The organism is Chryseobacterium jejuense (genome assembly GCF_900100075.1).
Lineage (GTDB): Bacteria > Bacteroidota > Bacteroidia > Flavobacteriales > Weeksellaceae > Chryseobacterium > Chryseobacterium jejuense.
Genome location: NZ_FNEG01000007.1, coordinates 15,233 through 41,505 on the forward strand (window position 1 = coordinate 15,233; position 26,273 = coordinate 41,505).

The window sequence follows — 26,273 nt, forward strand, 5'->3', positions numbered from 1 at the left end:
ATGAGATAGAGAAAGACCACTCATATTCTGCTCTGACTATCAATACTTTTTGCTTTTAAAAACTATTCAAATATCTGTTGTATTACTTCCAGTGATGCAGGGGTTTTAAAATCGGTAATATGATAATGGTAATATACCAAAAGACTGTCTAGGAAATTTTTTCTTAGAGAGGAATGTATTTTTACACTATAGAGATTCTCAGCAGTGAGGATATTTTTCCAAATCATGGAAATCTCTTCACTGAATAACTGATGGGCGGAGATTGTAGAAAAAGTTCCTGTTTCCGGATCCAAAAAATTTCCTTCTCCTATTAGAGGAGCAACTCCCTGTACTTTTAGTATAACGAGTAGAAATAGCAAGTGACACTGATAGTTTTGTTGTTCCAGTTCAGCAATAAACCTTTCAATACTGAAGAATATAGTAAGGTTTTTATTTTCTAGTTTGAGGACCTGATTAAGAAAGTCTGAAATAAAGAATATGACAGTACCTGCCTTAATATCCGCATAAGCATCATTTCCTTTTATCAGCTCAAATTTTGAAATTGTGGGTATTCCATTACCTCTTACAGGACTAATGGAGAAGTTCAGTTTATTCAAGGGTTGCAGGAAGGCTTTCTTTTTATTTTTTCGGGAATAAATTCCTTTCAGAAAATAAGACTGAAAACCATCCTCCTCAGTAAAACAATGCAATACAGCATCATTTTCCCCGTATTTGATGAATGAAAGTAAAAAACCGTTTTGTGTATTCATTAATTGACTACGCCTATTTTGGCTGTCGCTTTATCAGAACCATCTTCATTGGTCATAAGTACAAAGTAAATTCCCGATGCCACTCTGGCTCCTCGTTGGTTGTTAAGATCCCATTCATAAGTTCCTCCTCGTGCTATTGCAGAATGTACAACATTTCCTGCAGCATCAACGATTCTTATGTTGGTTTTTTCTGCTAGTCCCTTAATGGTAACTTTTCCTTTGAAATTAGAATAAACCACAGGGTTAGGATAGACCATTACTTCTCCAAAATTGGATGTTACATCTGTGATATCGCCCTGATAAGTTACAATCCCGTTATAAGTTACAAAATATACTTTTCCTGTTTTTCTGTCTACTTTTATATCGGTAACAGTATTGGTAGGAAGAGGAGAATTTTCCATGGTAAAATGCTTGATGGTTCTTTGACCGTCTGCAGAAAGGTAATATACACCTCCTCCTTCTACAGAAACCCATTTATAATTTCCTCCGTCTGGTTCTATCTGAAGAATGCTTGAATCTCTGAATAGCTCTTCACCAATCCCGTTTTGTTCTATAATTATAGGACTAACCTTAGGTTCGGGAGCTTTTATTGCAGTAGCAGCATTAGATAAGACTCTTACTCCTTTATCTGTACTAATCCATACATCACCAGATTTGTCAGCGGCTACAGATAATGTTCCGGAAGCAGTAGATGGAAAGCCATTTTTTTCATCTAATATATAGTCGGTATCATCAGAAAAGTTGAGTGGATCTTTATAGTCATACACCCAAAAAGCATTTGTCCTTGATAAAGGTATCCATAACATATTTTCATAAATGATAGGTTTTTGTACGGATGCACTTTTAAAATTAGATACTTTTAGATTGAAATCATCTTTAGCCTTGTCATAAACTGCCACTGCGGGACCTCCATCATTATATGAAAATACAGCGAAAATATTGTTTTGAGTATCAGTTGTAAAGCCTACAGCTCGTCTTTCGTTAGAAGTAGCTTTTACTGGATAGTATTTTACAAAATCAAAGTCTTTATTTGTAGCATTATATTTTAGCTTATAGATTCCCTGGGAACTCATTGTATAGTTTGCAAAGAGAACTTCACTATTATCAAGAGGATTAAGGATAGCGTCTAATACATTGATAGCTCCGGTGAAAGTTTTAAAGTAAGAAGGATAAATCCATTCTGTCCCATTAAAATAATAAAATCCAGGTCTTTTAGGGTTATTTATTGGACCATTGTATCTTCCCACTCTTGCTCCAGTGGAAACCAATAACTGATTGTTATCGTGTATACCTATCTTATAAGCAAAATTAAATTCTGGGCCTGAAGGTCTATAGGTATGATTACTTTCATCCTTTATTCCTGATAATACAGTTCCTCCAAATAATCTTCCGCCAGCCATCGTAGCAGTATTACACTGCTCTCCAAAGTCTGTCGCATTCGAATTGGTTCCGTTTAGCCCAAATGTATATACTCTGCTGTCTGTAACTACAATATTATTCTCAGTTACAACAACATCCTGAATATTTCCAAGATTAATAGGCAACTGAATAGGGGCTCCATTATTATAAATGAATGCAGCGGTAGCAGAAGAAAATGCTAATTCAGATTCGGAATCAATGTGTTTGAAGGCTCCGGGAACCTCAGTAACCCATGTAGAGAATGCTGGGAATGTATTATTTATTTCATGACTCTTCAAACCTGAATTGGTAACAGAGTATACTTTATTTCCGAATATGGTAGCTTCATTACTGGCTTCAAATGTTCCTCCGTTAAGGAAAAATGCAGAATCAATGAATTCTTTCTTTTTTAGGTTAAATATTGAGACTCCATACCCTACAGAAATGGTGGCTCTATCTCCAGTGATAGAAATATGATTGATTTTTTTATTTCCGTTATACCCAGTGGCAATAGGAATATCAACAATGTATTTAACTTCATTGGGAGTAACCACATCTATGGCTCCGTTTTCATAACCAATAACTCCTGTTTTGCTTTTAGGATCATAATCGAAAGCCGTTATGCCTATATTATGAAGACCATTTGCTTTAGACAATTTCGTAATTTCTCCTGTTGATATGGTATAATAGAATATCCCGTTTTCTGTGGCAGCTACTATTCGTCCATTGTCTTCCTTCATAGTTAAGACATTATTATAGGAAAAGAGATCTGCCCATTTTTTTGATGAAATGACCTGAGCTTTTGTAAACTGCAGGGAGGCTAAAATACCAAGAGAAATTAGAGAGAGTTTTTTCATGTTATGCTATTATGCTGCTGTCTATTGCCTGGTTGTTCCAGGAAATATGCTGTACGTTTTTGTTTGAATCAAAATAAAAATCTATTCTACCTAAAAGAAGTCCTGCCCATCCCACCTGGTTAACAAGAACGTTTTTTCCTTGTCTGTTAGTGAATGTCTGAGGTTCCGGTAAAAATGTATGGGTGTGACCACCAAGGATGATATCTATATTTTCCGTATTGGCGGCTAAAAGTTTATCGCTAACCTTATTGGGTTCATCTTTATAATCGTATCCAATATGCGAAAGGCAAATGACAAGATCACATTTCTGGTCTTTTTTCAAGAGGTTTGAATAGTGTTGGGCTACATCAATCGGATTAGAATATACGGTTTCGGCATACTGCTTTTTACCTACAAGGCCATCCAACTGAATTCCTACTCCAAAGATTCCCACTTTGATTCCGTTCTTATTGAAGATTTTATAAGGAGATGTTTTCCCATCAAGAATTGTATTCTTAAAATCATAATTGGAACAGATGAAAGGGAACTTCGCATTCGGAAGAACCTTTAGAAATCCTTCAAGCCCGTTATCAAAATCATGATTTCCCATAGTAGAAGCATCATACTTCATCATGGACATTAATTTGAATTCCAGCTCACCACCAAAAAAGTTAAAATAAGGGGTTCCCTGAAAAATATCTCCGGAATCAAGAAGAAGTACATTGCTTTCCTGATTTCTGATGTGCTGAATTAAGCTGGCCCTTCTTGCAAAGCCTCCCTGGTTAGGATTCTTTGTATAGCTTGCATCAAAAGGTTCTATTCTGCTATGCTGATCGTTAGTATGAAGAATGGTTAGTTTATTCGCGGATTTTAAGTTGAGAATTTTTAATTCTTCCGCCATCATCATATTGGGAGCTAAAGCCATTGCTAAAGATCCGCCACCTATTGCTTTTAAAAAACTTTTTCTATCCATTACTTTTTACCGATAAAATTTAAACGAACATCTGTAGGAGTAACAATTTCAGGATTCCTCTTGAAATAATCTATGTATAAATCTCTAAGTTTTACTCCTGTAGGAATAGATTCTCCTTTTGAAAAGAATTTCATATTATCACCACCTAAAGCCAGATAGTCTGAAGTTGCAATATAGTAATCCTTATTAGGATCTACTTCTTTTCCGTTAATTAAAGATTTGGTTAATTGTCCGTTTTTTGTTTCAATATATAAATGAGAAACCGGATTGTTTACCTGTGTTTTAGCATAGTATTCAAAAAGTCCGGGTAAATCTGTCCCTTTCATTTTTACAATGATGAGTTCATTTTCGAAAGGCATTACTTCAAAGAGATTTTTAAGCATGATATCACCTTGTCCAATCGTAGTACGAATTCCTCCAATATTGATTAATGCGGCATCTACATTTTGTTTAAGGTGGGTTTTCGTCCATTCATCACCGCCTTCAAGGGTATAATCTGCTAAAAGATTTCCAAGATTACTGTTATCTCCCTGCTTGGTAAGGTCTGTATTGGTATGCGAGATTTTTTGATTCATCTCTTTATCCAATTTCTGTTTATAAGGTTCAATAAATTTTACAAACTCCTCATCATTTTTTAGCTCATTATTAATAGAAATGTTTTTCTGGGTCTTTACATTCGCAAGCTGCAGTGTAGAAGCCGTTTTGCATGCGGTAAGAGATGCCAGAGCAATTCCTAATAACAAGAATTTATTTTTCATATGCTGTAAATTATTTTTATAAAGGTCATATGCAATCGCCGTTATTTCGGTGTTTTTATAAACAATTTCGATTATAGCGATTTCATAATATCTTTTAGTATATGCAAATATAACTATATGTATAATAAAACATTATTATTTATTACAAATTCTTATTGTAAATGATTAAATTTGGCAAAAATAATTCGAACAGATGAGCATTTTAAAAGGAGTAGGTGTTGCATTGGTAACACCCTTTAATGAAGATTTATCCGTTGACTTCGACAGTTTAACAAAACTGATTGATTATAACATTGATAACGGAACCAATTATTTGGTAGTATTAGGAACTACAGCTGAGGCTGCAACGCTTTCTGATGATGAGAAGAAACAGGTAATTGAGCATATCATTAAGGTAAATAATAAACGTCTTCCTTTGGTTTTAGGAATTGGCGGGAACAATACTCTTGAAGTCAAGAAACAGATTGAAGAAGCAGATCTTTCTGCATTTGAAGCAGTACTTTCTGTATCTCCGTATTATAATAAACCTAACCAGGAAGGTCTTTACCAACATTATAAGGCTTTAGCTTCTACAGGGAAAAATATCATTATTTATAATGTTCCGTCCAGAACTGGGCAGAATGTTGATGCAGATACTACACTTCGTCTGGCAACAGAATTCCCAAATCTATTTATGATTAAAGAGGCGTCTCCAAATATCTTACAGTATTTTGATATCCTTAGAAAGAAACCGGAAGGTTTTTCTGTAGTTTCCGGAGATGATGAATATACCCTTCCTGTAACGTTAGCTGGAGGTGATGGAGTAATTTCTGTAATCGGACAGGGGTATCCAAAAGAGTTCTCTACAATGGTACAATTGGCTTTTGAAGGAAAGGTAAAAGAGGCTTATGAGATTCACAATAAATTGGTTGATATTACACGCCTTATTTTTGCAGAAGGTAACCCTTGCGGTATTAAAGTAGTATTAGCTGAAAAAGGAATCATTAAGAATTATCTGAGACTTCCTTTAGTTCAGGCATCAGAAGGACTTTATGGTAAAATTAAAGCTGAAATGGCTAAGATTTAATAATTTGTCTATTAAACATCATACTATACAACAAAGTGAAAAGTTCAGGCTTTTCACTTTTTTTAATCATAATCCATAAAATATGAAATTAATTAAAGCAACAGGGAAAGATATTCCCCTGATTCAGGATCTGGCAAGAAGATCGTGGGAAAACGCTTATGCAGAGATCCTTTCGGAAGAACAAATGGAGTATATGCTCTCTGAAATGTATTCAGAAGTGGAAATTCAAAATCACCTTCAGAATCCCAATTATCATTATTATCTGATTGAAGATGAAAGTAATCATTCTTATGAAGGGTTTATTGGATACGAACACAATTATGAAGACCAAACTACAAAGCTTCATCGCATTTATCTTGTTCCGGAAAGTAAAGGAAAAGGATTTGGAAAAGGTGCACTTCAGTTTTTAAATGAGAAAGTTTCTGAGAACGGAAATAAAAGAATTATCCTTAATGTGAATAAAAATAATGCAGCCCGAAACTTTTATGAATCCCAAGGCTACAGGGTTTATGGAGAGGGAGTCTTTGATATCGGAAACGGATTTGTGATGGATGATTTTTTAATGGAGTTTCTAATTCACTGATATTTGACTTAAAATTTTGTAACTTTATCCCGTAATTCTATAACAAGTGATTTCTTTTTTTGAATCATCTTTGTTTCAGAACCAAATCACTTATAATAATACATTCATATGCTTGGTTTTGAGCTGACATAGCTTTTTATCAGTATATTTTTTTCATCCTTAGTGTTTAAATTCCTGTATTTTCGGATACAGGAGTTTTTGCGTATATATATTATGTTAAAAAAATATTTTCTATTTCACATTTAATTGAAATAAATTATTATATTTACTAAAAAAATAGGCTTACTTATACCAGGATGAAAATGTACGTTAAATTTGATTTCAATGCTCTTTGTAAAAAGGTATTGGACGAAAAACTGAAGGAGCACGGGCTGAAATACCGGTTGCTGAACTTCGGTGAGGTGGAGTTCTATGAACCCTTTACGCAAGAGCAACATAATCTTTTCAAGAAGAATCTTGAGGATTATGGTATTGAGATCATAGAAAGCCAGAAAACGGCTTTGGTACAGAAAATAAAAGATGCAATTGTAGAACTTGTTTTTTCTGAAGAGATTATTCCTGTAAAAGCATCCATTTATATTTCTGAAAAACTGAATCACAGCTATGGATATCTTTCCAATCTGTTTTCAGAGGTTGCTTATACTTCCATTGAGAATTTTATTATTCTCCAGAAAATAGAGCACGCAAAAGCTTTGATTATAAGGAATAAGCAAAGTCTTACCGAAATTGCCCATAAGCTGAATTATTCCAGCGTGGCGCATTTAAGTACTCAGTTTAAAAATACGACAGGAATTACACCCTCACAGTTTCAAAAGATCATAGGAAAAAGAAGAAGAGCCCAAAGCATGGTAATAAACCCTAAAATGCAGTATGAATAAAGAATTTCTGAACGTAATTGTAGCAGATAATGATGAAAACACCTTAATTTTTTTTAAAAATATATTTAAAGAGCTTAAGATCTCTATAAAAGTTCAATGTTTCAACAATGGAAAAAATTTGATGGAGTATCTTAACAACAATGATGCTGTAGTTCCCGAAATCGTTTTTATTAATTACACTATTCCCGGAAAAGACAGTATGGAATGTATTGATGAACTAAAAGCCAATCCAAAGTTCAGTAATATGGTGACAGCCATTTATAGTGAAGAGATCTCTGAGAATGAAATTGAAGAAACTTTTGTAAAAGGAAACAATATTTGTATGAGAAAACCTTCTGATTTTGGAACTTTAAAAAAGGTCCTTACAGAGATTATTACAATAAACTGGCAATATTATACCTCAGGATTAAATAAAGATAATTTTATTCTAAAAGTATGATGTATAGGTAGTTTCTGATTTCCATTTTAGAAGAATGGAATGTTATTTGTTGTATAATATTCACATTGAAGTGAAAATTTTATAACTAATAACTGAAATAATATAAAAAAGAATACAGTTAATATTCAGACATTTGTAAATGTAAACTTAGTGACACAAATTAGATTATATACATGAAGATATAGATGAATGAAAAGTAATTGTTTCTACAGTAAAAATATATAAATCACGATGTAAACAAAATGAGTTATATTCATTTCCAATTTTAAAGCATAGAAGATCTTTAAACAAAACGGTACAATCATGAAAACTCGAAATAGTTGGAGATATTTTTTATTCGTTTCATTCCCTCATCTCCACTAGACACAGTTAGTTTTTATAATAAGCAAGTTGGAAAAATAATTCATTTTGTTTTTTTTATAATTTATTTTAATAGTGATGACTTATCTTCAAATAATATATAGATATTTTCACACCACATCACAAAATATTAAGTTTAAGCTATTAAAATAAATTTTTAAGCAGACCAAAAAAGTAATTTCTTCTAAATAACAGTTTTATAAGGGGACCGCAGGAAAGTTTTTCTGCGGTTTTTTTTATGAAATTTTACTCCATTTATTTTTTCCTTTATAGTACTTTATATAATAATTTTTAATAATCAGATTGTCTTGTCTTGCCAGCATAGGATCAGCTTCAAGGATTTTGTCAACAGTATTTTTGGTAGTCTTAATAATGGCAGAATCGTTGACCAGATCCAGTCTTTTAAAATCAACCACGCCACTTTGCTGGGTTCCTAAAATATCACCGGGACCACGAAGCTGCATATCAACCTCAGAAATTTTAAAACCATCATTGGTTTCAGTCATTGTCTTGATACGGGTTCTGCTTTCCTTTGATAATTTATCGGAAGTCATCAAAATACAATAACTCTGTTCAGCACCTCTTCCTACACGTCCTCTAAGCTGATGAAGCTGTGAAAGACCAAACCTCTCAGAACTTTCAATAACCATTACGGAAGCATTCGGAACATTTACTCCTACTTCAATAACAGTAGTAGCTACCATAATTTCAGCTTTTCCTGAAGCAAAATAAGTCATAGCAGCATCCTTTTCATCCGGTTTCATTTTCCCGTGAAGCATGGTAACATTGTAATCCGAGAAGAAATCCATGACATGTTCCAGACCTTCCATTAGGTTTTTATAATCTAACGTTTCAGACTCCTCAATCAACGGATAAACAAAATAGACCTGTCTTCCTTTTTTAATTTCATCCCTACAGAAATTATACACATATAATCTGTCTTTCTCCCTTCTGTGAGCAGTGATAATTGGTTTTCTTCCCACAGGCATTTCATCAATCACAGAAACATCCAGATCAGAATAAAAACTCATCGCCAATGTCCTTGGAATAGGGGTGGCAGTCATCACCAAAATATGAGGTGGGATTTTATTTTTAGCCCAAAGTTTAGCCCGTTGTGCCACTCCGAATCTATGCTGTTCATCAATAATGGATAATCCAAGATTTTTGAATTTAACTTTATCTTCCAAAACAGCATGAGTTCCCACAAGAATAGAAAGAGTACCATTTTCCAGCTCTTCATGAATAATTCTCCTTTCTTTTACTTTGGTGGAACCTGTCAACAATCGGACATTGATTCCCGTTTTTTCTAGTAAATCTTTTATTCCATTATAATGCTGCTGGGCAAGAATTTCAGTAGGAGCCATCATACAGCTTTGAAAACCATTATCCATGGCAATAAGCATGGTTAATAAAGCAACCATTGTTTTTCCGGAACCTACATCTCCCTGTAAAAGCCTGTTCATCTGAATCGGCCTTTTCATATCCATCCGGATTTCTTTTAAAACCCTTTTTTGAGCACCGGTAAGTTCAAAAGGAAGGTGGTTCTCATAGAAATCGTTAAAGTGGTCCCCAATAATAGGAAACGGATTGCCATAAGACTGTGTTTTATGATGAAGCTTTTTTAAACCATATCCTAATTGAAAAAAGAAAGACTCTTCAAATTTTAGTCTGAAATCTGCTTTATCAAAATGTTCTTGATCTTTAGGAAAATGTACATTCAGGAAAGCGTGTTGGCGTGACATAAACTTGAAGGTTTTCATCAGATATTCCGGAAAGTTTTCCTCAATAAGGTTCGGGATTTCCCTGCAGATATTTCTTAAAGCATTTTGAAAAAACCTCTGGTTAAGCCCTCTTTTTGTCAGTTTTTCAGAACTTGGATAAATGGGTTTTAAACGAGTTTCGCCTTCTTTCTTTTCCTCGGCCTCAATTTCAGGATGCGGCATCGAAAATTGGCGGTTAAAAACATTGATCTTCCCAAAAATATAAACCTCACGGTTAATAGGAAGTTGCTCTTTCAGCCATTTTGAGTACTGAAACCATACAAGATCCATACTTCCCGTATCATCATTAAATTTAGCTGTTAATCTCTTGGTTTTTCCGGTCTGAATTTCCTGAACCTGGGTAATTCTTCCTTTAAACTGAACTTCCTGACTGGTTTCTTCATGAAGCTGAGAGATTTTATAGAGTTTACTTTTATCCAGGTAACGGATAGGGTAGAAGTTCAGCATATCTTCTACGGTGGATAGGCCCAACACACTTTTGATGAGTTTGGCTCTTTCCGGACCTATTCCTTTTACATATTCTATGGAAGTTTCTAAAGTCATTTCTTATTTGAGATTCGGGAACCGAATATGGTATGAAAATAAAGTTTCGAATTTCGGTAAAATAAAAAAGACTTCCAAAAAAAATTGAAAGTCTTAGTTTATATAAAGTAATTTAAGCCTGAAAATTTAATTACTCTTTGATTTTAGATTTGAATTTCTTCTGATAATCTTCCCATTGTTCTCTGGTACGGATCTTTTTAAAGAGATCCTTTGAAATCAGTTCCAGGTAAGGTTCCAGTTCTTTTGCAGATAATTCTCCCTGAAGGATAGTGATTGGATCACCATGTTCATCCAGAAATACAGTACTTGGAACAGCTCCTACATTCATGTATTGAGTAAATTCATGTAAAGAATTTCGTCCTTTTTTCTGTTCTGTATTAGGATTGGAAAATGTTCTTCCAAAAATTTCAATACTTTTTTTCTCTTCAGCATTAAATTTTACAGGATAGAAATTCTCATTTAAAATCTGCGACAGGACCGGATGTCCGTAAGTTTTTTTATCCATAATCTTACAGGGGCCACACCAGTCTGCATAAAAATCAATAAGAATTTTTTTAGGATTTTCTTTCTGAGCTTTTAAAGCCTCTTCAATAGTCATCCATTTAGTCTGTGCAAAACTAAAATTTAATAATAATAAGAGAACTATGCTTAAAATTTTCTTCATAATTTGATATTTACGTAAAAATAAGCATAATTACTTATTTTTTTATTTTACATCCTGCATTAATTTTTTCACGAGTGAAGATAGCAATATTAATACCACTCCTGCAATTAAAGCATAAATACCCAGTGTTTTATATCCATCTGTATAAGCTAATAGTTTACTCATATTGGTATTCCCAGTGTTGGCCTCAGATAAGCTAGCTCCAATTTTTCCGGCAGCAAACTGTCCGAATGCACTTGCTAAGAACCATAGCCCCATCATCATTCCAAACATTTTTTTAGGAGATAGTTTGGTGATAATAGACATACCGATTGGACCTAAACATAGTTCACCGAAAGTAATGACAAGCCATGTGAACGTAAATAGATTAAGTGAAGATTTTCCATCTGCACCTGCAAAATATCTTAAACTATAGAATAAGAAGAATCCTGCTGCCAGGAATAAAAATCCAATTCCGAATTTATTAATAGTATTAGGTTCAAGTTTCTTTTTGTTTAAACCAACCCATGCTAAACCAATCAGCGGGCTAAAAATTATGATAAAGAAGGAATTAGCACTGTTGTTAATTACGTTAGGATCCATACCAAATCCTAGTAAACTGTGTACAAGGTTATCTTTTGCAAATAAAGACAGAGACCCACCACTTTGTTCATAAATGGAATTGAACAAAAAGTACATAAATATAAATACGAATGCTGCAATCAGTTTCTTTTGATAAGAAGAAGTCTGTTTTAAAGTTTCCATGATGAAATAGCCTACAGCAGCAATACCAATCAGATACATGAAATAATCTGTAAAGCTTGTGTTTTTAACCATGATGAAAATAAGTGGCATACTTAATAATGCCCCAATATATACCAATACTTCACGTAAAGTTCTCTTTGATTTAGGAATAAACTGTAGTGGAGAATCACCAATAGGTCCTAATGTTTTTCTGGTAGCAAAAAAAGTAATCAGACCTAAAATCATTACAATAGCCGCTGCCAGGAAACACCATGACCAAGAGTGATATTTTCCAAGATAAACACACAAAGCTCCACCTAGAAGACCTCCAATATTGATTCCGGCATAGAAAAGACCATACCCGGCATCTCTTCTTGGATCATCCTCTTTATAAAGCTCACCAACCATCGATGAGATATTAGGTTTAAAAAATCCGGTACCTATAATAGAACAGGTAATCCCGAAATAAAAGAAGTCATGGGGAGAAAGGGCTATAATAAGATTTCCAATGGACATAATGATTCCACCGAAAACCAAAGATTTTTTAAAGCCTAAGATTTTATCAGCAAAAATACCTCCTATAAAAGTAAAAGCATAAATAAAAGCCTGTATTGCTCCATATTGTAAATTCGCTTTGTCTTCTAACAAACCTAATTGATCTACCATGAAAATGGTAAGGACGCCTCGCATTCCATAAAAACAGAAACGTTCCCACATTTCTACGGTGAATAAGGTCCAAAGCTGCTTTGGATACTTTCCTTTAAAGTCTTGTATTTCTTCTAGAGTTAAGCTCATAACGATATATGATTGTTTTAATTAAGGGTTTTTATTATCCTGATCCAGTTCAAAACGAATTCTGTCCTGATCGATGATTTGTTTTAATTCTTCTTCTTTTGGGAGGTACAGCAGGTATTTGCTGGCAAATAAATTGTTTTTATCATTGAGTACCGAATACTTTACAATGGTTTCATCTTTTTCGGAACACAATAAAATACCAATAGTTGGGTTGTCTCCTTCGCCTCGTTTCAGGTCATCATACATTCTTACATACATATCGATTTGCCCAATATCCTGATGAGAAAGTTCTCCCGTTTTCAGGTCAATGATGACAAAGCATTTTAGGATGTAATTGTAGAAAACCAGATCAATATAAAAATCTGAGGTATCTGTGGAGATATGTTGTTGTCTGGCCACAAAAGCGAATCCTTTTCCAAATTCCAGTAAAAACTTTTGGATATGGTCAATAATGGCGGTCTCCATTTCTTTTTCAGAAAATTGTTCGTCTGCCTTTATGCCAAGAAACTCAAAAATGTAAGGATCTTTTAAAACACTGTGGATGCTTTCGGGTGAAGATTTTTTATGTTTTAAAACTCTTTCGTAGGCTAGTGAGCTAATTTGTCTTTTTAGATCTCTTACATTCCAATTGTTTTGTACGGCTTCATTCAGATAATATTGTCTTTTATTCTTATCATCCTGACTGGAAAGCAATCGGTAATGAGACCAACTCAATTGTTGAGACAATGTGTCAACAATTGGAAAAGCCATGTAAAACTTACGCATATTGGAAAGATTTGTATAGTCAAAACCTTTTCCAAACTCTAAAGTAAGCTTCTGAGAAAGATTCTTTAAAGTGTATTTTCCGTATTCAGCGCGTTCTTTTCCTTTTTGTTCATCTTCAACAATAAGTTTTCCAATCTGCCAGTAAGTAAGCAGTAACGTAGAATTCGCTATTCGAAAAACCTTTTCGCGCGACAGTCTAATGATCTCCTTTACGGATTGGAATAAAGAATCTTCGGAAATTTCCATCATACGAAAATAAAAAAAACCTCTGACTTAGCAGAGGTTTTATTCATATTTTGTTAATGCAATTAGTTTACACCGTGCATCATTTTCTTTAAGATAGGTGAAAGTAGACCTAATATTACAGAAGCAATACCACAAAGTACAACGAATACCATGAAGAATTCAAATAAATTATGAATCTCAAATCCTACGAAAGTAGGGTTGTGTAATGGTAATTGAGCCTTTTCAAATGCAGCAGCCTGCTCTGCAGTTAAGGTTACTTTTTTATCTAAGACATCCTGTAAGTTAACTCCAATTTCCTGAGCTTTCTTAAACTTATCACCTGTTGCAGGGATAAGAGCTCCTAATGAACCTGCTAAAGCATATCCGGCAGCATTAGAGATAAAGAAAACACCATATAATAATGAAGCAAATCTTTTTGGCGCTAATTTACCTACCAAAGAAAGTCCGATTGGAGATAAACAAAGCTCACCACAAGTTTGGATGAAGTATAGAAGCATTAACCATTTGATAGCTAATAAACCTGAACTTCCAAGATCTTTTACGTTGTGTGCAATGATGAAATAAGAAAGAGCAATTAATGCTAGTCCCATTGCCTGTTTGAATGGAGATACCGGCTCTTTTCCTTTTGCTCTTAATTTATCCCAACATAAACTGAAAGGAACAGCTAATAGAACTACGAAAATTCCGTTGAAGATCTGAACCATTGAAGGTGGCATATTCCATCCGAAAATGTTTCTGTCTGTCTGGTTATCTGCAATAAATGTTAATGAAGAACCTGCCTGTTCAAAAGCAGCCCAGAAGAAGATAATGAAGAATGAAACAATATAAATTACCCAGATTCTCTGTCTTTCTACTTTATTTTCAGCAGAAGTCATAATCAGGAATGCAAGGGAAATACCTGCTGCATAGATGAATGGATAAATAATTCCCTTAATCATCTGCCCCATTTCCACTGAGTTAAACCCAAGTTCTCCTACCAGTAAATATCTGAATACAAAGAAAAGAACAGCAAAGATTCCTACAGTGATCCCTAAAGACATCCCTGAGAATTTAGCGGTCTGAGATTCTCCTTCTTCAAAATCTGCTGTACTGTTATTTTTTGGTAATCCTCCGATAGGTCTTCCTTCTGGAGTTACAACGTATTTGTTTTTAAGGATAAAGAATGTTACAGTTCCTATTAACATTGCTATTGAAGCGGCTAAGAATCCCCATTTGAAAGCGAAAATATCTCTTACTCCGGTTGTAGCATCTTTTACGTCTCCTACGTAAGGGCAGATAAACTGTCCTAAAAATGCTCCAATGTTAATCCCCATATAGAAGATGGTGAATGCAGAATCCAGTTTAGATTTCTCTTGTTTTGGATAAAGACTTCCTACCATTGAGGAAATGTTCGGTTTGAAGAATCCATTACCAAAAATGATAACAAATAATGCCAACCACATAATCATTTTAGCACTTCCAATATCCGCAGAGAACGTTGAAGCACTAATGAATAATAAAAACTGACCAATGGCCATAAGAGATCCACCTACAATAATGGCAAATCTGTTTCCGATATATTTATCAGCAATAAACCCTCCCAAAAGTGGAGTTAAATAACATAAAGCTAAAAATCCACCATAGATAATTGCTGCATCAGCTTCTTTTATCAATAAGGAATTTACCATAAAGAGCGTCAAAAGTGCTCTCATTCCGTAAAAGTTGAAACGCTCCCACATTTCCGTTCCGAATAGAACCCATAATCCTTTCGGATGTCTGGAGCCCTTATTCTCTACCAATTCATCCGGTTTCGGACTTATTGCTTCAATATTATCCATTTTCTATTGTTAATTTTTGTTAAGACTGACAAATATAGTTTATTTTGGGTTTTTGGCAAGGTTTTAATTTTATTTTTAAATAAAAAAGCTGCGGACCTAGTCCGCAGCTTGCTATTCTTTATAAGATCAAGGTTTAATGCCCTTTTTCCTTCATAATTTTATTTAATCTTTTTAACATGGAAAGGCCTAAAAGTGTAGCAAATATTAACAAAGCGAAATTCACAAGGAAATAATTCGTCTTGTTTTCATAGCTGTACCACGTACTGGCCAGAATTCCTGAAAGTTTGTTTCCTACAGAGTTGGCAAGGAAGAATCCACCCATCATTAAAGCCGTAATCCTTGCAGGAGAAAGCTTGGAAACGAATGAAAGTCCCATTGGTGAAAGGCATAATTCCCCAATAGTAATCACTCCGTAACTCGCTACCAGCCATAAAGGGGAAACTTTTACAGAACCATTATCTCCCGCCATTACCGCTAAAACCATTACCAGACACGATAATCCGGAAATGAATAATCCTAAAACAATTTTAGTAGGTGTTAAAGGTTCTTTTCCTTTTCTTCTTAACAAAGCCCAGAATCCTACCACAACCGGAGTTAATGCAATTACCCAGAATGGATTGATGGATTGGAATAGCTCTGTATTGTATAAGTAAACTTTATTTTCAGGATTTTTCTCTAGAGCAGCACGCTGTTCCGGAGAGATATTTTTAAAGTAAACATCCTTTCCAGTTTCTTTTTTAGTCTCTCCATTATCATCTTTCTGAGAACGGAACTGGTTGTCATAAACAGGAACCTCTTTGTTTTCGTAGCTTTTTCCGTCCACCATATAGATTCCTTCCAAAGGTTTTTCTAAAGAGACAGGAACGCTTCTATCTGTATAGTAGTTAGCCCATCTCGTTAAAGCAGTACCATTTTGCTTGAAAACCGCCCAGAAGAACATACTGATAAGGAATACAGAAAGTAATGCTCCAATGGATGCTTTTTCATCAGGCTTAGCTTTAAAGTAAAGAGAAGCATAGAAGTAAATAACAGGGACACATGCAAAAATAAAGGCATCTGTACTATCACTTCCAAAAATATTGTTAGGAATAAACCAACCGATCGCTCCAGCAGCAATAGCAGGAACAAATACTTTAAGCATGATTTCAGAAAGCTTGGTATCACCTTCCTGTACAGGTTTCATTTGTGCAGCATGGATATAATGTTTTCTTCCGATGGTAAAAATAACCATACCAATCAACATCCCAACTCCAGCAGTGATGAAGGCTTCCCCCCAACCGAATTTATTACGCATAAATGCCGCAATAATGTTACAGATAAATGCTCCGATATTGATTCCCATGTAGAAAATATTGTATCCGGAATCTTTATTGGCTTTATAAGGCTCTTCAGAATAAAGATTTCCTAGAAGAGTAGAGATCGTAGGTTTAAAGAAACCGTTTCCGATGATAATTAATGCCAGAGAGGCATAAAATAAAGGTAAATCCTTGAAAACACCCATTCCAATATATCCTGCAGCCATCAAAATACCTCCAAGATAAATAGATTTAATATATCCTAAAACTCTATCAGCTAAGAACCCCCCAATAAAAGGAGTAAGATAAGTTAATGCGATATAAGTTCCGAAAATGTCATCAGCAGTTTTGTCCGGCAGTCCCAGACCTCCTTTCATACCAGTAGGTTCAATGACATACAGAACAAAGATTCCAAGAATCAGGTAGTACCCGAAACGCTCCCACATTTCTGTAAAGAAAAGGTAAGGCAGCCCTTTAGGATGTTTTGTCTTCATATATTCAAATTTCAATTGCCCCAAAAATAGGTTTTTAATTCCAATTGATAAAATAAATAATATAGCCCCAAATGATTAATGAAATAAATATAAAAATCCCTTTCAAAATATTGAAAGGGATGTATAATTCGGAATATTATAAGTTATTTAAAATAAAATCTGTCATTTTCTGATACAGCTGTGGTCTTGTTTGGCCACCATAAATTCCGTGATTTTTGTCCGGATATGCCATAAAGTCGAACTGCTTTTTATTTTGAATCAAAGCTTCAGATAATTCCATAGAGTTTTGGAAATGTACATTATCATCAGCTGTTCCGTGGATTAAAAGGAATTTACCTTTCAATAGTTTTGCATATTCAGTAGGAGAGTTCTTATCATATCCATCAGGATTTTCTTGAGGAGTTCTCATGAATCTTTCTGTGTATACAGAATCATAATATCTCCAGTTGGTTACTGGTGCTACGGCAATACCCATTTTGAAAACATCCGCTCCTTTTGTCATTGCTAAGCTTGTCATATAACCTCCAAAGCTCCATCCGAACATTCCGATTCTACTCTTATCAACATAAGATTGGTTTCCAAACCATTTTGCTGCCGTAATCTGGTCTTCAATTTCATATTTTCCAAGGTTCATATAAGTTACTTTCTTATATTTTGTTCCTTTATAACCCGTTCCACGTCCGTCTACGCAAGCAACAATATATCCTTTTTGTACAAGGTGATTGAACCACATGGCATTTCCATTGTCCCAAGAGTTTGCAACCTGCTGAGATCCAGGCCCGGAATACTGGAACATGAACAATGGGTATTTTTTATTAGGATCAAAGTTTTTAGGCTTCATTACCCAGGCATTCATTTGATCACCTACTGCATTAGGAATAGTAATGAATTCTTTTTCAACAAAATTATCTGCTTTTAATTTCTGAAGCTGATCATTATTGTTTTGAAGCTCTTTCACTGTTTTACCATTTCCATCTTTCAAAACATACGTTTGAGGTTTTGCTGCTGTAGAAGAAGTTTCAATAAAATAGCTGTAGTTTTTGCTGAAATTTGCAGCGTTATTTCCTTCTGCATTAGAGATCAGCTGAGACTTTCCGTTTTCGATATTTACTTTAGAAACTACCTTATTGATACTTCCTTTTTCTGTAGTCTGGATGTAGATTTCCTTAGATTTTGGGTTGAAACCATAATAATCTGTTACCTCCCAGTTTCCTTTAGTAATCTGTTTCTTAAGTTTTCCATCTTTATCGTACCAGTATAAATGACGGTTTCCATCTCTTTCAGAAGCCCAAAGGAAAGAATCATCATCAAGGAATTCAATAGTTGGGCTGTCTGTTTCAATCCACTTATCATCAGTTTCCGTGAATAATTTCTGTACAGCTCCTGTTTTTGTATTTACTTTTAAAACATCTGAAGCATTTTGAATTCTCTCAGAAGTAATCAGAACCATTTCATCTGCTTTTGCAGTCTGAAAAACATTCTGGATATAATAATTTTTGAAAGAACCTAAGTTCAACGGCATTACTTTTTCAGTATCAAGACGGTATAGCTGTGCAGAAACTACAGAATTTTTTTCTCCTGCTTTAGGATATTTGTAACGCATCTCTGCCGGATAAAGATTCTTTCCATAAATAGGAATGTAAATTTCCGGTACCTGGCTTTCATCAGATTTTACAAATACAAGAGCATCAGAATTCTTCGTCCACTCATATTGTTTTGCATGTCCGAATTCTTCCTCATAAACCCAGTCTGCCAAACCATTAAGAATGGCATTTTTCTTACCGTCAGTTGTGATCTGAGTAATTTTTCCCGATGATAAATCCTGGTAATATAAATTGTTATCAGCAATGAAAGCTACTTTTGTGGCATCAGGAGAGAAAGAAGGTTCCTGAATTGGCTTTCCTTCATTTAAACTGATTACTTTTCCTGATTTTAAATCTTTTACTTCAAACTTTCCAAGGAAAGAATGTCTATAGATAGGTTGGCTTTCTTTCAGTAAAAGAATTTTAGACTCGTCATCAGAAAATACATAGCTTTCAAAATTTCCATCTACGATATTTCCTTCTTTTTGAGAAGTTTTATAAGAATATTTTGCAATTCCTGACGGTTCAATAACAAGATAGTTTTCCCCGTTTTTCATAGAAGTGATCCCGGCAATGCCTTTACCGCGGTAGTATCCTGAATATATTTTGTCTAAAGTGATTTCCTGTGCAGACACATTGTGAAATGCCGCTGCTATAGTAAGAGTTAAGAGTAGTTTTTTCATTTCTAATTTTAATGCTTCCAAATTTAATAAATCTTACTTACATAACCATATAAAACAAAAATCAGGACGCAGTGTCCTGATTTCTTATACTAATTGGCAACATGAATAGTACCCGGATCTCCATTGTCCGGCGGATAATATCCTTCGGGAGCGCAGACAGGATAGGGAGAATTACATGGAACCTCTTCCAGTCCTCCAATCCACCAGATTCTGAGTTTACATGTTTGCCCGTCTACACATCTTCTCATTCCCGGTAAAACTCCTCCTTGTACTTCTCTGAGTTGCACTCTTGTAATTTTTTTTAAATTTTTCATGGTATATATTTTTGTTTGAGGAACTAAGGTAGTTAAAAAAATCATCTGTTGGTGAAATTTTAAAAAAAAGACAATTTGGCAAAAGAATTGAATGTATATAACTACCAATCAAATCAAAAAGAATAATTATGGAAACGAATGCATACAACCAGAAACTGAACCGTTATGTATTAAACGACCGAATTGTTTATACAGGTTTTTCCAGTTTTGAAGACGCTCAGCAATGCGCCAGCAAAAAAGGCGGAATATTAGTGGAAGTGGGATTTAAAGACGGAAACGATAATCCCGAAATTACAGATGAAGCCGGTTTGATAGAGAAAAAACTTCATTACTATGTGTATGCAGGCGATGAGTATAAATTTATCCATTCATCTGATCCCGGATTTAGAAAATATGCGGACGAGCTGCAGAAAATTAAAGCAAAAGAACAGCAATTTCCGCCAGATGAAAGATATTTTGCCAATTTTGAAATCGAAAATGCTGAAGACCCGATTATTGTGATCAAAAATGATCATTTTCAGTCGGTAACATCAAGAGAACGTTCAAAGTATTTGAAACATGCCAGAGTTTATGAACTAGGGGTATCCCTGCCAAAATCTTAAAAATTCTTATCATGAGCAAAACCAAATATTCAGATAAAGCTCAAGACAAAGTAGGAAAAGTAATGCACGAATTCAAGGAAGGTAAACTGAAGTCTTCTTCCGGAAAAAAAGTAACAAACAGAAAACAAGCTATAGCTATTGGTATTTCTGAAGCAAGAGAAGAAGGGTTAAAAGTACCACCTAAAAAGAAAAGTAAATAATTTCAATACAAAATGCCCGGAAATTTCCGGGCATTTTTTTATAAGCTACAGCAAATAATGACTAGCTATTTGTTTGATTGTAAAGTATTCTGTAATATTCATCTGCCATTCTATCACTGTTGAACTGATCTTTTACATCATTCATGGCGTTTTGCTGGATTTTTCTCCATTGATCCGGATGATCGTAATACATTGGAAGAATTTCGTTTTCAAGGATTTCATATAATGTATTTAAATCATAATTATCCTGTTCGTAGATGCTCATATTCAGATAATCTGCTTTTGGAACGACGAAAGAATTTTCTCCATGCTTGGCAAATTCGGGAATCCAGCCGTCATCTGTGGATAAGTTGACAGATCCGTTCATGGCAGCTGTCATTCCTGAAGTTCCGGATGCTTCTCTTGGAACTCTAGGGTTGTTTAGCCAAAGATCAGAACCTTGTTTTAATGATTTGCTTAAAGAAAGTTCATAGCCTGTAAGAACAGCCATATTTTTATGATTCTTGCTTTCTTCCACCAAAGTATTGAAGGTAGAAATTGCAGAATAATCCATTGGATAAGGCTTTCCAGCCCAAATGATCTGTACCGGGTATTTCGGGTTGTTCAGAAGTCTGTAGAATCTGTCTTTATCATGTAAAAGAAGATCAGCACGCTTATATCCTGCAAATCTTCTGGCCCATACAATAGTGAAAACATTAGGATTGAAAAGATTTCCGGTTTGGTCTGCTACAATACTGAACAGTTTTTTCTTTAAATGCTTTTTACGGTAATCGAAAACGGTCTCATCATTTTCATCTTTCGCATTGTAAAGCGGTTTGTCTGCCCAATATTTGAATTCCTGTGCGTTGGTAATAGACGTAATTTCACAGATTCCCGGATATTTATTCCACATGGTGCGGGAAACTACTCCGTGAAGCTGAGAGACACCATTGGCAATTCTTGCCATTTTCAGAGCGTAAAGAGAATGATTGAAACGCTCATCATCTGTCCCTTCAATAGCTTTTACTTCTTCCATGCTATAGCCGGAGAAATAGGTCATATCATAGCATAATTTGAAATTATGTTTTTCATTTCCTGCCTCTTCGGGAGTATGAGTAGTAAAGACCAGTTTTTCTTTAACTTTATTCAGGTCTCCATTGTATTTTCTTAATAAATAGAATGCTGCCGGAAGTCCGTGAGCTTCATTTAAATGGTAAACATCTCTTTCGATGTTCAGTTCATCCAGTAACTTAGCACCACCTTTTCCCAGTAAGATATACTGTGCCAGTTTAGTAGATTCATTAGCATCATAAAGCTTGTGACAGATGGTTTTTGAAACATGATCGTTTTCAGGAACATCTGTGGACAGGAAAAACATAGGTGCCGTATTGAAAACTTCAGGATCAAGATACCATACCTTTACCCAAACAGGAGCACTGTGAATTTCAATTTGGAATTTTATTCCTGTATCCTCAAGAAAGCTGTACATCTTTCTGGTCCATACGGGCTGAAGAGTCTGATCGTGGTTTCTTGCCTGATCATAATATCCGAATTTCCAAAGAATACCGATTCCGATAAGGTCCTGCTTCAGGTTATAAGCACTTCTCATATGAGATCCTGCCAAGAATCCAAGTCCTCCGGAATATATTTTCAATACCTGCTCAAGGGCAAATTCCATCGAGAAATAGGCGGTTTTTTTTGAATATTGGGGATTGATGCTATAAGGTACTTTGAAATTCCTAAAATCCATAGAATGCGGGTTTGTGTTTGAAAAGGCAAAGGTATTAATAATGAAAATAAACTCTATGTTAAATAATGGATAAATTAATTTTAAAAGTAAGCGTTGAATAGTTTTTTTACCTATCTTTAAGAGTGTAAATTTTTGATTATCAAAAACTTTTAACGGTGAAAGCCAATAACTGCATGTGTTTAATTCAATAAAAAAAATCACACATGAAAAAGACGTTTTCTGATGAAGATCTGATAAAGAATCTGAGTTTATATTACCTGAATCGGCATTTGAAAAAAAAGCCCATAGAAAAGTATCACCGTACCATAGATGAGTCTCCGCTTCATGATCGTGAAAAATACCGAAAAAAATCTGAGATTCTTCTTCTCAACTCTTTTATGCACCATTTTCCTGATGTTAAATTTGAAAACTTCACCTGCGAAAGTCCAGACTTTATCGCAAAACTAAACGACAAAAAAATTGGAATAGAACTTACCGAAGTTATCAATCATCTGGAAATGAAAAAAGTGGAAAGCACTTTGAATAAAATGTTCCGCCAGGCAGAAATATTATTAGAACAGGAAGACACTACGAAATATCGTGGTGTTTATTTTTTAGAATTCCACCCTAATATAAAGTTTGATAACCTTGAAGAGCAGGAGGAAAATATTATTAATATCTATAAAAGCATTAAAAAAAATAAAGGAATTGGCTGTGTAAAAAGTGTGAGAAAATCTTTTCACCGCAGAAATGTTTTCATTACCCATGAATATAGTATGAACCTTTTTGATGAGCTCTGCTCCGATAAAATCCTTGATCTTATTGAAAAGAAGAATGAAAAATTTCCTTATTATGATACATCAGTGGATGAATGCTGGCTGGTTATTGTTTCTGATATGAATTCTATTGCCTCAAGATATACATTTATTCAGGATAAAGATCATCTGAAAGAAGTGAAAAGTCCTTTCCATAAAATTTTTCATCTGGAAAACCTCTGTGGAAACATTACAAGTATAAAATAACAGTTTTAAATATGTATTTTATAATTAAATAGGATATTTATTTTAAATGTCATAAAAAATATTGCTTTTTATTATTTGTAATTAAATAATAGGTATATTTGGTGTGAGTTGGATATTGATCTGACTCAAAACGACTTAACCACAAAAACAAATATATCTATGAGAAAAATTCTACTATTTACTTTCTTATACATTTCCCATTTCTTATACTCTCAGCAAGATTGTGCTACGGCACTGGCTGTTTGCGGAAATTCAAATCTTACTTACAGCCCATCAGGGTATGGTAATATCAAAGAAATGGTAAATTCCGGAACATGTATAGATCTATCAGGAGAACATAATTCGATCTGGTATAAAATTACGATTGCTACAGGAGGGACTTTAACATTTAATTTGGTGCCTAATAATCAGGATGCGGATTATGACTGGGCTATTTTCGGACCTAATGTGAATTGCGGAAGTCTGGGATCTGCCATACGCTGCAATGCTGCAACAGTTGTTGGAGTGGGGGCAGCAACTGGATTAAATATGACGAGCACAATTACAAATGCGATAGGTGGATCAACAACTCCTTATTGCAGATATTTGGATGTGTTACCGGGGCAGACCTATTATCTGTTTATTGACAACTGGGTGAGCAGTACGAGCAGTACAACAGCACCTTTCTCTTTAACATGGGGCGGAACAGCTACCTTGGCATCTCCGTTTACAGATCCGGCTATCCAGCCTAATCCTTTTATGCCACCGGGAATTCCTGCTGCTAATCCGGCAGATCCAAGAGAAGTTATAATCTGTGGAAATCCTGTACTATTTGATTTTGCAACATTATCAGCAGGTATTGTTAATGGAAATCCTGGCTTTAGCGTAAGTTATCATACCAGCGCTAACGATGCATTAACAGTGAATAACCCTATTACAACTCCTTTATCAGTAAATACTACAACTGTTTATTATTATAGTATAAGTTACACTGACCCAACTAATCCGAACAGCCCACTTAATAAATGTAAACAGACAGGTACATTTAAATTTAAGAATGGGACTATTGCTGTAAAAGACGCCACATTGATAGGATGTAACAATAACAATGCAGGGACAGCTCTTTTTGATCTTACGACAGCTGACGTTACAGCAGCAGCAAATGTTTCTAAAAGATACTATAACAGTATGTTTGATCTTAATGCTGGAATTAATGAGATTACAAATCCTACAGCATTTATTTCTGCAGAAGGAACTATTTATGTAAAAGTGACTTCCGAATATGGATGTAGTGGAATAGCAAAGATTACTTTAGCATTTCATCCCATCGTTGTTGCTTATGAAGCCAGACTTACAGAATGCTTTATAGAATCCAATCCGAGTACCGGATCTTTTAATCTTGCAAACGCACCGGTAACCACTCCAGACAATACTAAAAAATACTATCCATCTGAAGCAGATGCCATTAATCAGACCAATGAAATTCTGAATCCAATGACTTATATTGCTCCTAACGGAGTTGTATATGTTAGAGTTACCAATGGTAGAGGGTGTTATGCTGTTGTTAAAGTTACTTTAGTAGTAACCCCGCCAAAATATTCTGCTATACTTAAAGATAAAACGATATGTATGGAAAGTAAAATCACTTTGGATGCCGGGCCTGGATTCAAAAGCTATCAGTGGAGTACTGGGGCAACTACTCAAACTGTTACGGTAGGGGTTGGTGTGTATTGGGTGAAACTTAAAACCGGAGATTGTTATACAACGCAGACGGTAAAGGTAATACCATCTGAACTGCCGGTTATTTCTGATATTGAGGTGGGCAGTAATACCATAACAGTATCTGTAATAGGTGGTACACCGCCATATAAATACTCATTGGACAATATTACCTGGCAGGATTCCAATGTTTTCACCAATCTTCCAAGAGGAGAGTATAAGATCTATGTGAAAGATGATTATAATTGTACTCCTATAACAGTTGAAATTGTTGTTCCCAATTTGGTTAATGTTATCACTCCGAATGCTGATGGCATAAATGATGTGATTGATTATTCGGCATTGTCTGGTAAACAAAATCTTGTGATTAATATTTTTGACAGATATGGAACCAAGATTCATCAGGCTGATAAACTTAATGGCTATAAGTGGGACGGAACGGTGAGCGGAAGAAGAGTGCCGACAGGAACCTATTGGTATTCTGTTTTGTGGAATGAGAATAATAACAAAAATACACCCGTTAAGTTTACCGGTTGGGTGTTAGTTAAAAACCGGGAATAAAGATATTCCGTAAATAAAATACATAGATAAAACCACTTCGGAAGAGGTGGTTTTTCTATTTGAATTTTTTACATTAGTTATCAAAATAGAAAGAATGGTAGACCTGTTTGTAAAACGTTTTGAATATTATAAATCCTTAGGAGATAAATCATTTAGTCAGTTGTCGGATGAACAGATTTTCTGGCAGTATAATGAAGAAAGTAATTCTATTGCTGTTATAGTACACCATATTGCAGGAAATATGCTTTCGAGATGGACTAATTTTCTTACTGAAGATGGAGAAAAATCCTGGCGCCATCGGGATGAAGAATTTGTGAATACTTTTAAGTCCAAAGATGAGGTTCTTGAATTTTGGGAAAAAGGATGGAAATGTTTTTTTGAAGCTTTAGAACAAATCAATGAAGAAAATCTTTACTCTACCATTTATATAAGGGGAGAAGCACATCTTGTTATTGATGCTGTTTTAAGACAACTTGCTCATTATCCATATCATATCGGACAGATTGTTTACATCGCTAAAATGATTAAAAATGAAGATTGGAAAACACTTTCTATTGCCAGAAACAAATCTCAGGAGTTCAATATTGAAATGAAAAACAAATTTTCCAGAGAAGAACCGGATGGGAATTCATCACCTGTTTGCTTTCAAAACAGCCCGGAAGTAAGGGCCGAATATAAACAATAGACTGAATCAATCTTGGATTATTATTAAAATTACTATCTTTGCACCCATAAAATT

General features: G+C 34.7%; 22 protein-coding genes. 9 read left to right on the top strand and 13 right to left on the bottom strand.

Going from position 1 to position 26,273, the window contains the following annotated elements; genetic code table 11:
- Nucleotides 1–62: 62 nt before the first annotated feature.
- From recO to BLS98_RS19360, 4 genes are read right to left on the bottom strand one after another with little or no spacing between them, the layout of a single operon-like run.
- On the bottom strand, nt 63–749 hold the full coding sequence (recO, locus tag BLS98_RS19345) for a DNA repair protein RecO (RefSeq protein ID WP_089738558.1): 687 nt from the start codon (nt 747–749) through the stop codon (nt 63–65).
- Entirely contained in the window at nt 749–3,004 is a 2,256-nt protein-coding gene (porZ, locus tag BLS98_RS19350) for a type IX secretion system anionic LPS delivery protein PorZ (protein WP_181575101.1), read from the bottom strand. Before porZ ends, recO begins: the two co-directional genes overlap by 1 nt.
- 1 nt (nt 3,005) lies before the next feature.
- Nucleotides 3,006–3,956, bottom strand: a complete 951-nt coding sequence (locus tag BLS98_RS19355; protein ID WP_089738560.1) for a bifunctional metallophosphatase/5'-nucleotidase — start codon at nt 3,954–3,956, stop codon at nt 3,006–3,008.
- Nucleotides 3,956–4,714 (bottom strand): 5'-nucleotidase C-terminal domain-containing protein, encoded by a 759-nt coding sequence (locus BLS98_RS19360; RefSeq protein ID WP_089738562.1) that lies wholly within the window; start codon nt 4,712–4,714, stop codon nt 3,956–3,958. The genes BLS98_RS19355 and BLS98_RS19360 overlap by 1 nt, the downstream gene beginning before the upstream one ends.
- Nucleotides 4,715–4,907: 193 nt before the next feature.
- Here BLS98_RS19360 and dapA point away from each other — a divergent pair, with 193 nt between their 5' ends.
- The 4 genes from dapA (at nt 4,908) to BLS98_RS19380 (ending at nt 7,680) form a co-directional block, all read left to right on the top strand.
- Nucleotides 4,908–5,780 carry a 4-hydroxy-tetrahydrodipicolinate synthase gene (gene dapA / locus BLS98_RS19365; protein WP_089738564.1) on the top strand — a complete coding sequence of 291 codons (873 nt, stop codon included), beginning with the start codon at nt 4,908–4,910 and terminating at the stop codon, nt 5,778–5,780.
- 82 nt (nt 5,781–5,862) lie between these two features.
- On the top strand, nt 5,863–6,363 hold the full coding sequence (locus tag BLS98_RS19370; protein ID WP_089738565.1) for a GNAT family N-acetyltransferase: 501 nt from the start codon (nt 5,863–5,865) through the stop codon (nt 6,361–6,363).
- Nucleotides 6,364–6,659: 296 nt separating this feature from the next.
- The gene (locus BLS98_RS19375) at nt 6,660–7,241 is read left to right on the top strand and encodes a helix-turn-helix domain-containing protein (RefSeq protein WP_089738567.1); all 582 of its coding nucleotides are present in this window, start codon (nt 6,660–6,662) and stop codon (nt 7,239–7,241) included.
- Complete coding sequence (locus tag BLS98_RS19380; RefSeq protein WP_089738569.1) at nt 7,234–7,680, top strand: response regulator; 447 nt, start codon at nt 7,234–7,236, stop codon at nt 7,678–7,680. The genes BLS98_RS19375 and BLS98_RS19380 overlap by 8 nt, the downstream gene beginning before the upstream one ends.
- Nucleotides 7,681–8,276: 596 nt before the next feature.
- On the opposite strand, the gene recG is transcribed toward BLS98_RS19380, so the two are convergent.
- From recG to BLS98_RS19420, 8 genes are all read right to left on the bottom strand, one after another.
- Entirely contained in the window at nt 8,277–10,364 is a 2,088-nt protein-coding gene (recG, locus tag BLS98_RS19385; RefSeq protein WP_089738571.1) for an ATP-dependent DNA helicase RecG, read from the bottom strand.
- A gap of 130 nt (nt 10,365–10,494) precedes the next feature.
- Nucleotides 10,495–11,028 carry a thioredoxin family protein gene (locus tag BLS98_RS19390; RefSeq protein WP_089738573.1) on the bottom strand — a complete coding sequence of 178 codons (534 nt, stop codon included), beginning with the start codon at nt 11,026–11,028 and terminating at the stop codon, nt 10,495–10,497.
- Nucleotides 11,029–11,070: 42 nt separating this feature from the next.
- Nucleotides 11,071–12,546, bottom strand: coding sequence for a peptide MFS transporter (locus BLS98_RS19395; RefSeq protein ID WP_089738574.1), 1,476 nt, complete (start codon nt 12,544–12,546; stop codon nt 11,071–11,073).
- 21 nt (nt 12,547–12,567) lie between these two features.
- Nucleotides 12,568–13,560, bottom strand: a complete 993-nt coding sequence (locus BLS98_RS19400) for a PDDEXK nuclease domain-containing protein (RefSeq protein WP_089738576.1) — start codon at nt 13,558–13,560, stop codon at nt 12,568–12,570.
- Nucleotides 13,561–13,619: 59 nt separating this feature from the next.
- Nucleotides 13,620–15,374: a peptide MFS transporter gene (locus tag BLS98_RS19405; RefSeq protein WP_089738578.1), complete on the bottom strand. Its 1,755-nt coding sequence runs from the start codon at nt 15,372–15,374 to the stop codon at nt 13,620–13,622.
- Between the two features lie 133 nt (nt 15,375–15,507).
- Nucleotides 15,508–17,163: a peptide MFS transporter gene (locus BLS98_RS19410; protein ID WP_089738580.1), complete on the bottom strand. Its 1,656-nt coding sequence runs from the start codon at nt 17,161–17,163 to the stop codon at nt 15,508–15,510.
- Between the two features lie 136 nt (nt 17,164–17,299).
- Nucleotides 17,300–19,429 (bottom strand): S9 family peptidase, encoded by a 2,130-nt coding sequence (locus BLS98_RS19415; RefSeq protein WP_089738864.1) that lies wholly within the window; start codon nt 19,427–19,429, stop codon nt 17,300–17,302.
- Between the two features lie 89 nt (nt 19,430–19,518).
- Nucleotides 19,519–19,743, bottom strand: coding sequence for a bacteriocin-like protein (locus BLS98_RS19420; protein ID WP_139166163.1), 225 nt, complete (start codon nt 19,741–19,743; stop codon nt 19,519–19,521).
- Nucleotides 19,744–19,871: 128 nt separating this feature from the next.
- On the opposite strand from BLS98_RS19420, the gene BLS98_RS19425 reads away from it, so the two are divergent.
- Both BLS98_RS19425 and BLS98_RS19430 read left to right on the top strand, forming a co-directional pair.
- Nucleotides 19,872–20,345 carry a hypothetical protein gene (locus BLS98_RS19425; RefSeq protein WP_089738584.1) on the top strand — a complete coding sequence of 158 codons (474 nt, stop codon included), beginning with the start codon at nt 19,872–19,874 and terminating at the stop codon, nt 20,343–20,345.
- An 11-nt stretch (nt 20,346–20,356) separates the two neighbouring features.
- Nucleotides 20,357–20,545, top strand: coding sequence for a DUF6496 domain-containing protein (locus BLS98_RS19430; RefSeq protein ID WP_089738586.1), 189 nt, complete (start codon nt 20,357–20,359; stop codon nt 20,543–20,545).
- Between the two features lie 61 nt (nt 20,546–20,606).
- Here the strand turns inward: BLS98_RS19430 and glgP are convergent, their stop codons facing one another.
- Nucleotides 20,607–22,274 (bottom strand): alpha-glucan family phosphorylase, encoded by a 1,668-nt coding sequence (glgP, locus tag BLS98_RS19435; RefSeq protein ID WP_089738588.1) that lies wholly within the window; start codon nt 22,272–22,274, stop codon nt 20,607–20,609.
- Between the two features lie 203 nt (nt 22,275–22,477).
- Between glgP and BLS98_RS19440 the strand changes: the two genes are divergently transcribed.
- The 3 genes from BLS98_RS19440 (at nt 22,478) to BLS98_RS19450 (ending at nt 26,219) form a co-directional block, all read left to right on the top strand.
- Nucleotides 22,478–23,275 (top strand): hypothetical protein, encoded by a 798-nt coding sequence (locus tag BLS98_RS19440; RefSeq protein ID WP_089738592.1) that lies wholly within the window; start codon nt 22,478–22,480, stop codon nt 23,273–23,275.
- 159 nt (nt 23,276–23,434) lie between these two features.
- A complete protein-coding gene (locus tag BLS98_RS19445) occupies nt 23,435–25,534 on the top strand; it encodes a T9SS type B sorting domain-containing protein (RefSeq protein ID WP_089738866.1) in 2,100 nt (699 codons plus the stop codon).
- A 94-nt stretch (nt 25,535–25,628) separates the two neighbouring features.
- Nucleotides 25,629–26,219: a DUF1572 family protein gene (locus tag BLS98_RS19450; protein WP_089738594.1), complete on the top strand. Its 591-nt coding sequence runs from the start codon at nt 25,629–25,631 to the stop codon at nt 26,217–26,219.
- The last annotated feature ends 54 nt before the right edge of the window (nt 26,220–26,273 follow it).

Coding starts and splice junctions, on each gene's coding strand:
- recO (WP_089738558.1), bottom strand. CDS start 749: ATGAATACACAAAACGGTTTTTTACTTTCATTCATCAAATACGGGGAA.
- porZ (WP_181575101.1), bottom strand. CDS start 3,004: ATGAAAAAACTCTCTCTAATTTCTCTTGGTATTTTAGCCTCCCTGCAG.
- BLS98_RS19355 (WP_089738560.1), bottom strand. CDS start 3,956: ATGGATAGAAAAAGTTTTTTAAAAGCAATAGGTGGCGGATCTTTAGCA.
- BLS98_RS19360 (WP_089738562.1), bottom strand. CDS start 4,714: ATGAAAAATAAATTCTTGTTATTAGGAATTGCTCTGGCATCTCTTACC.
- dapA (WP_089738564.1), top strand. CDS start 4,908: ATGAGCATTTTAAAAGGAGTAGGTGTTGCATTGGTAACACCCTTTAAT.
- BLS98_RS19370 (WP_089738565.1), top strand. CDS start 5,863: ATGAAATTAATTAAAGCAACAGGGAAAGATATTCCCCTGATTCAGGAT.
- BLS98_RS19375 (WP_089738567.1), top strand. CDS start 6,660: ATGAAAATGTACGTTAAATTTGATTTCAATGCTCTTTGTAAAAAGGTA.
- BLS98_RS19380 (WP_089738569.1), top strand. CDS start 7,234: ATGAATAAAGAATTTCTGAACGTAATTGTAGCAGATAATGATGAAAAC.
- recG (WP_089738571.1), bottom strand. CDS start 10,364: ATGACTTTAGAAACTTCCATAGAATATGTAAAAGGAATAGGTCCGGAA.
- BLS98_RS19390 (WP_089738573.1), bottom strand. CDS start 11,028: ATGAAGAAAATTTTAAGCATAGTTCTCTTATTATTATTAAATTTTAGT.
- BLS98_RS19395 (WP_089738574.1), bottom strand. CDS start 12,546: ATGAGCTTAACTCTAGAAGAAATACAAGACTTTAAAGGAAAGTATCCA.
- BLS98_RS19400 (WP_089738576.1), bottom strand. CDS start 13,560: ATGATGGAAATTTCCGAAGATTCTTTATTCCAATCCGTAAAGGAGATC.
- BLS98_RS19405 (WP_089738578.1), bottom strand. CDS start 15,374: ATGGATAATATTGAAGCAATAAGTCCGAAACCGGATGAATTGGTAGAG.
- BLS98_RS19410 (WP_089738580.1), bottom strand. CDS start 17,163: ATGAAGACAAAACATCCTAAAGGGCTGCCTTACCTTTTCTTTACAGAA.
- BLS98_RS19415 (WP_089738864.1), bottom strand. CDS start 19,429: ATGAAAAAACTACTCTTAACTCTTACTATAGCAGCGGCATTTCACAAT.
- BLS98_RS19420 (WP_139166163.1), bottom strand. CDS start 19,743: ATGAAAAATTTAAAAAAAATTACAAGAGTGCAACTCAGAGAAGTACAA.
- BLS98_RS19425 (WP_089738584.1), top strand. CDS start 19,872: ATGGAAACGAATGCATACAACCAGAAACTGAACCGTTATGTATTAAAC.
- BLS98_RS19430 (WP_089738586.1), top strand. CDS start 20,357: ATGAGCAAAACCAAATATTCAGATAAAGCTCAAGACAAAGTAGGAAAA.
- glgP (WP_089738588.1), bottom strand. CDS start 22,274: ATGGATTTTAGGAATTTCAAAGTACCTTATAGCATCAATCCCCAATAT.
- BLS98_RS19440 (WP_089738592.1), top strand. CDS start 22,478: ATGAAAAAGACGTTTTCTGATGAAGATCTGATAAAGAATCTGAGTTTA.
- BLS98_RS19445 (WP_089738866.1), top strand. CDS start 23,435: ATGAGAAAAATTCTACTATTTACTTTCTTATACATTTCCCATTTCTTA.
- BLS98_RS19450 (WP_089738594.1), top strand. CDS start 25,629: ATGGTAGACCTGTTTGTAAAACGTTTTGAATATTATAAATCCTTAGGA.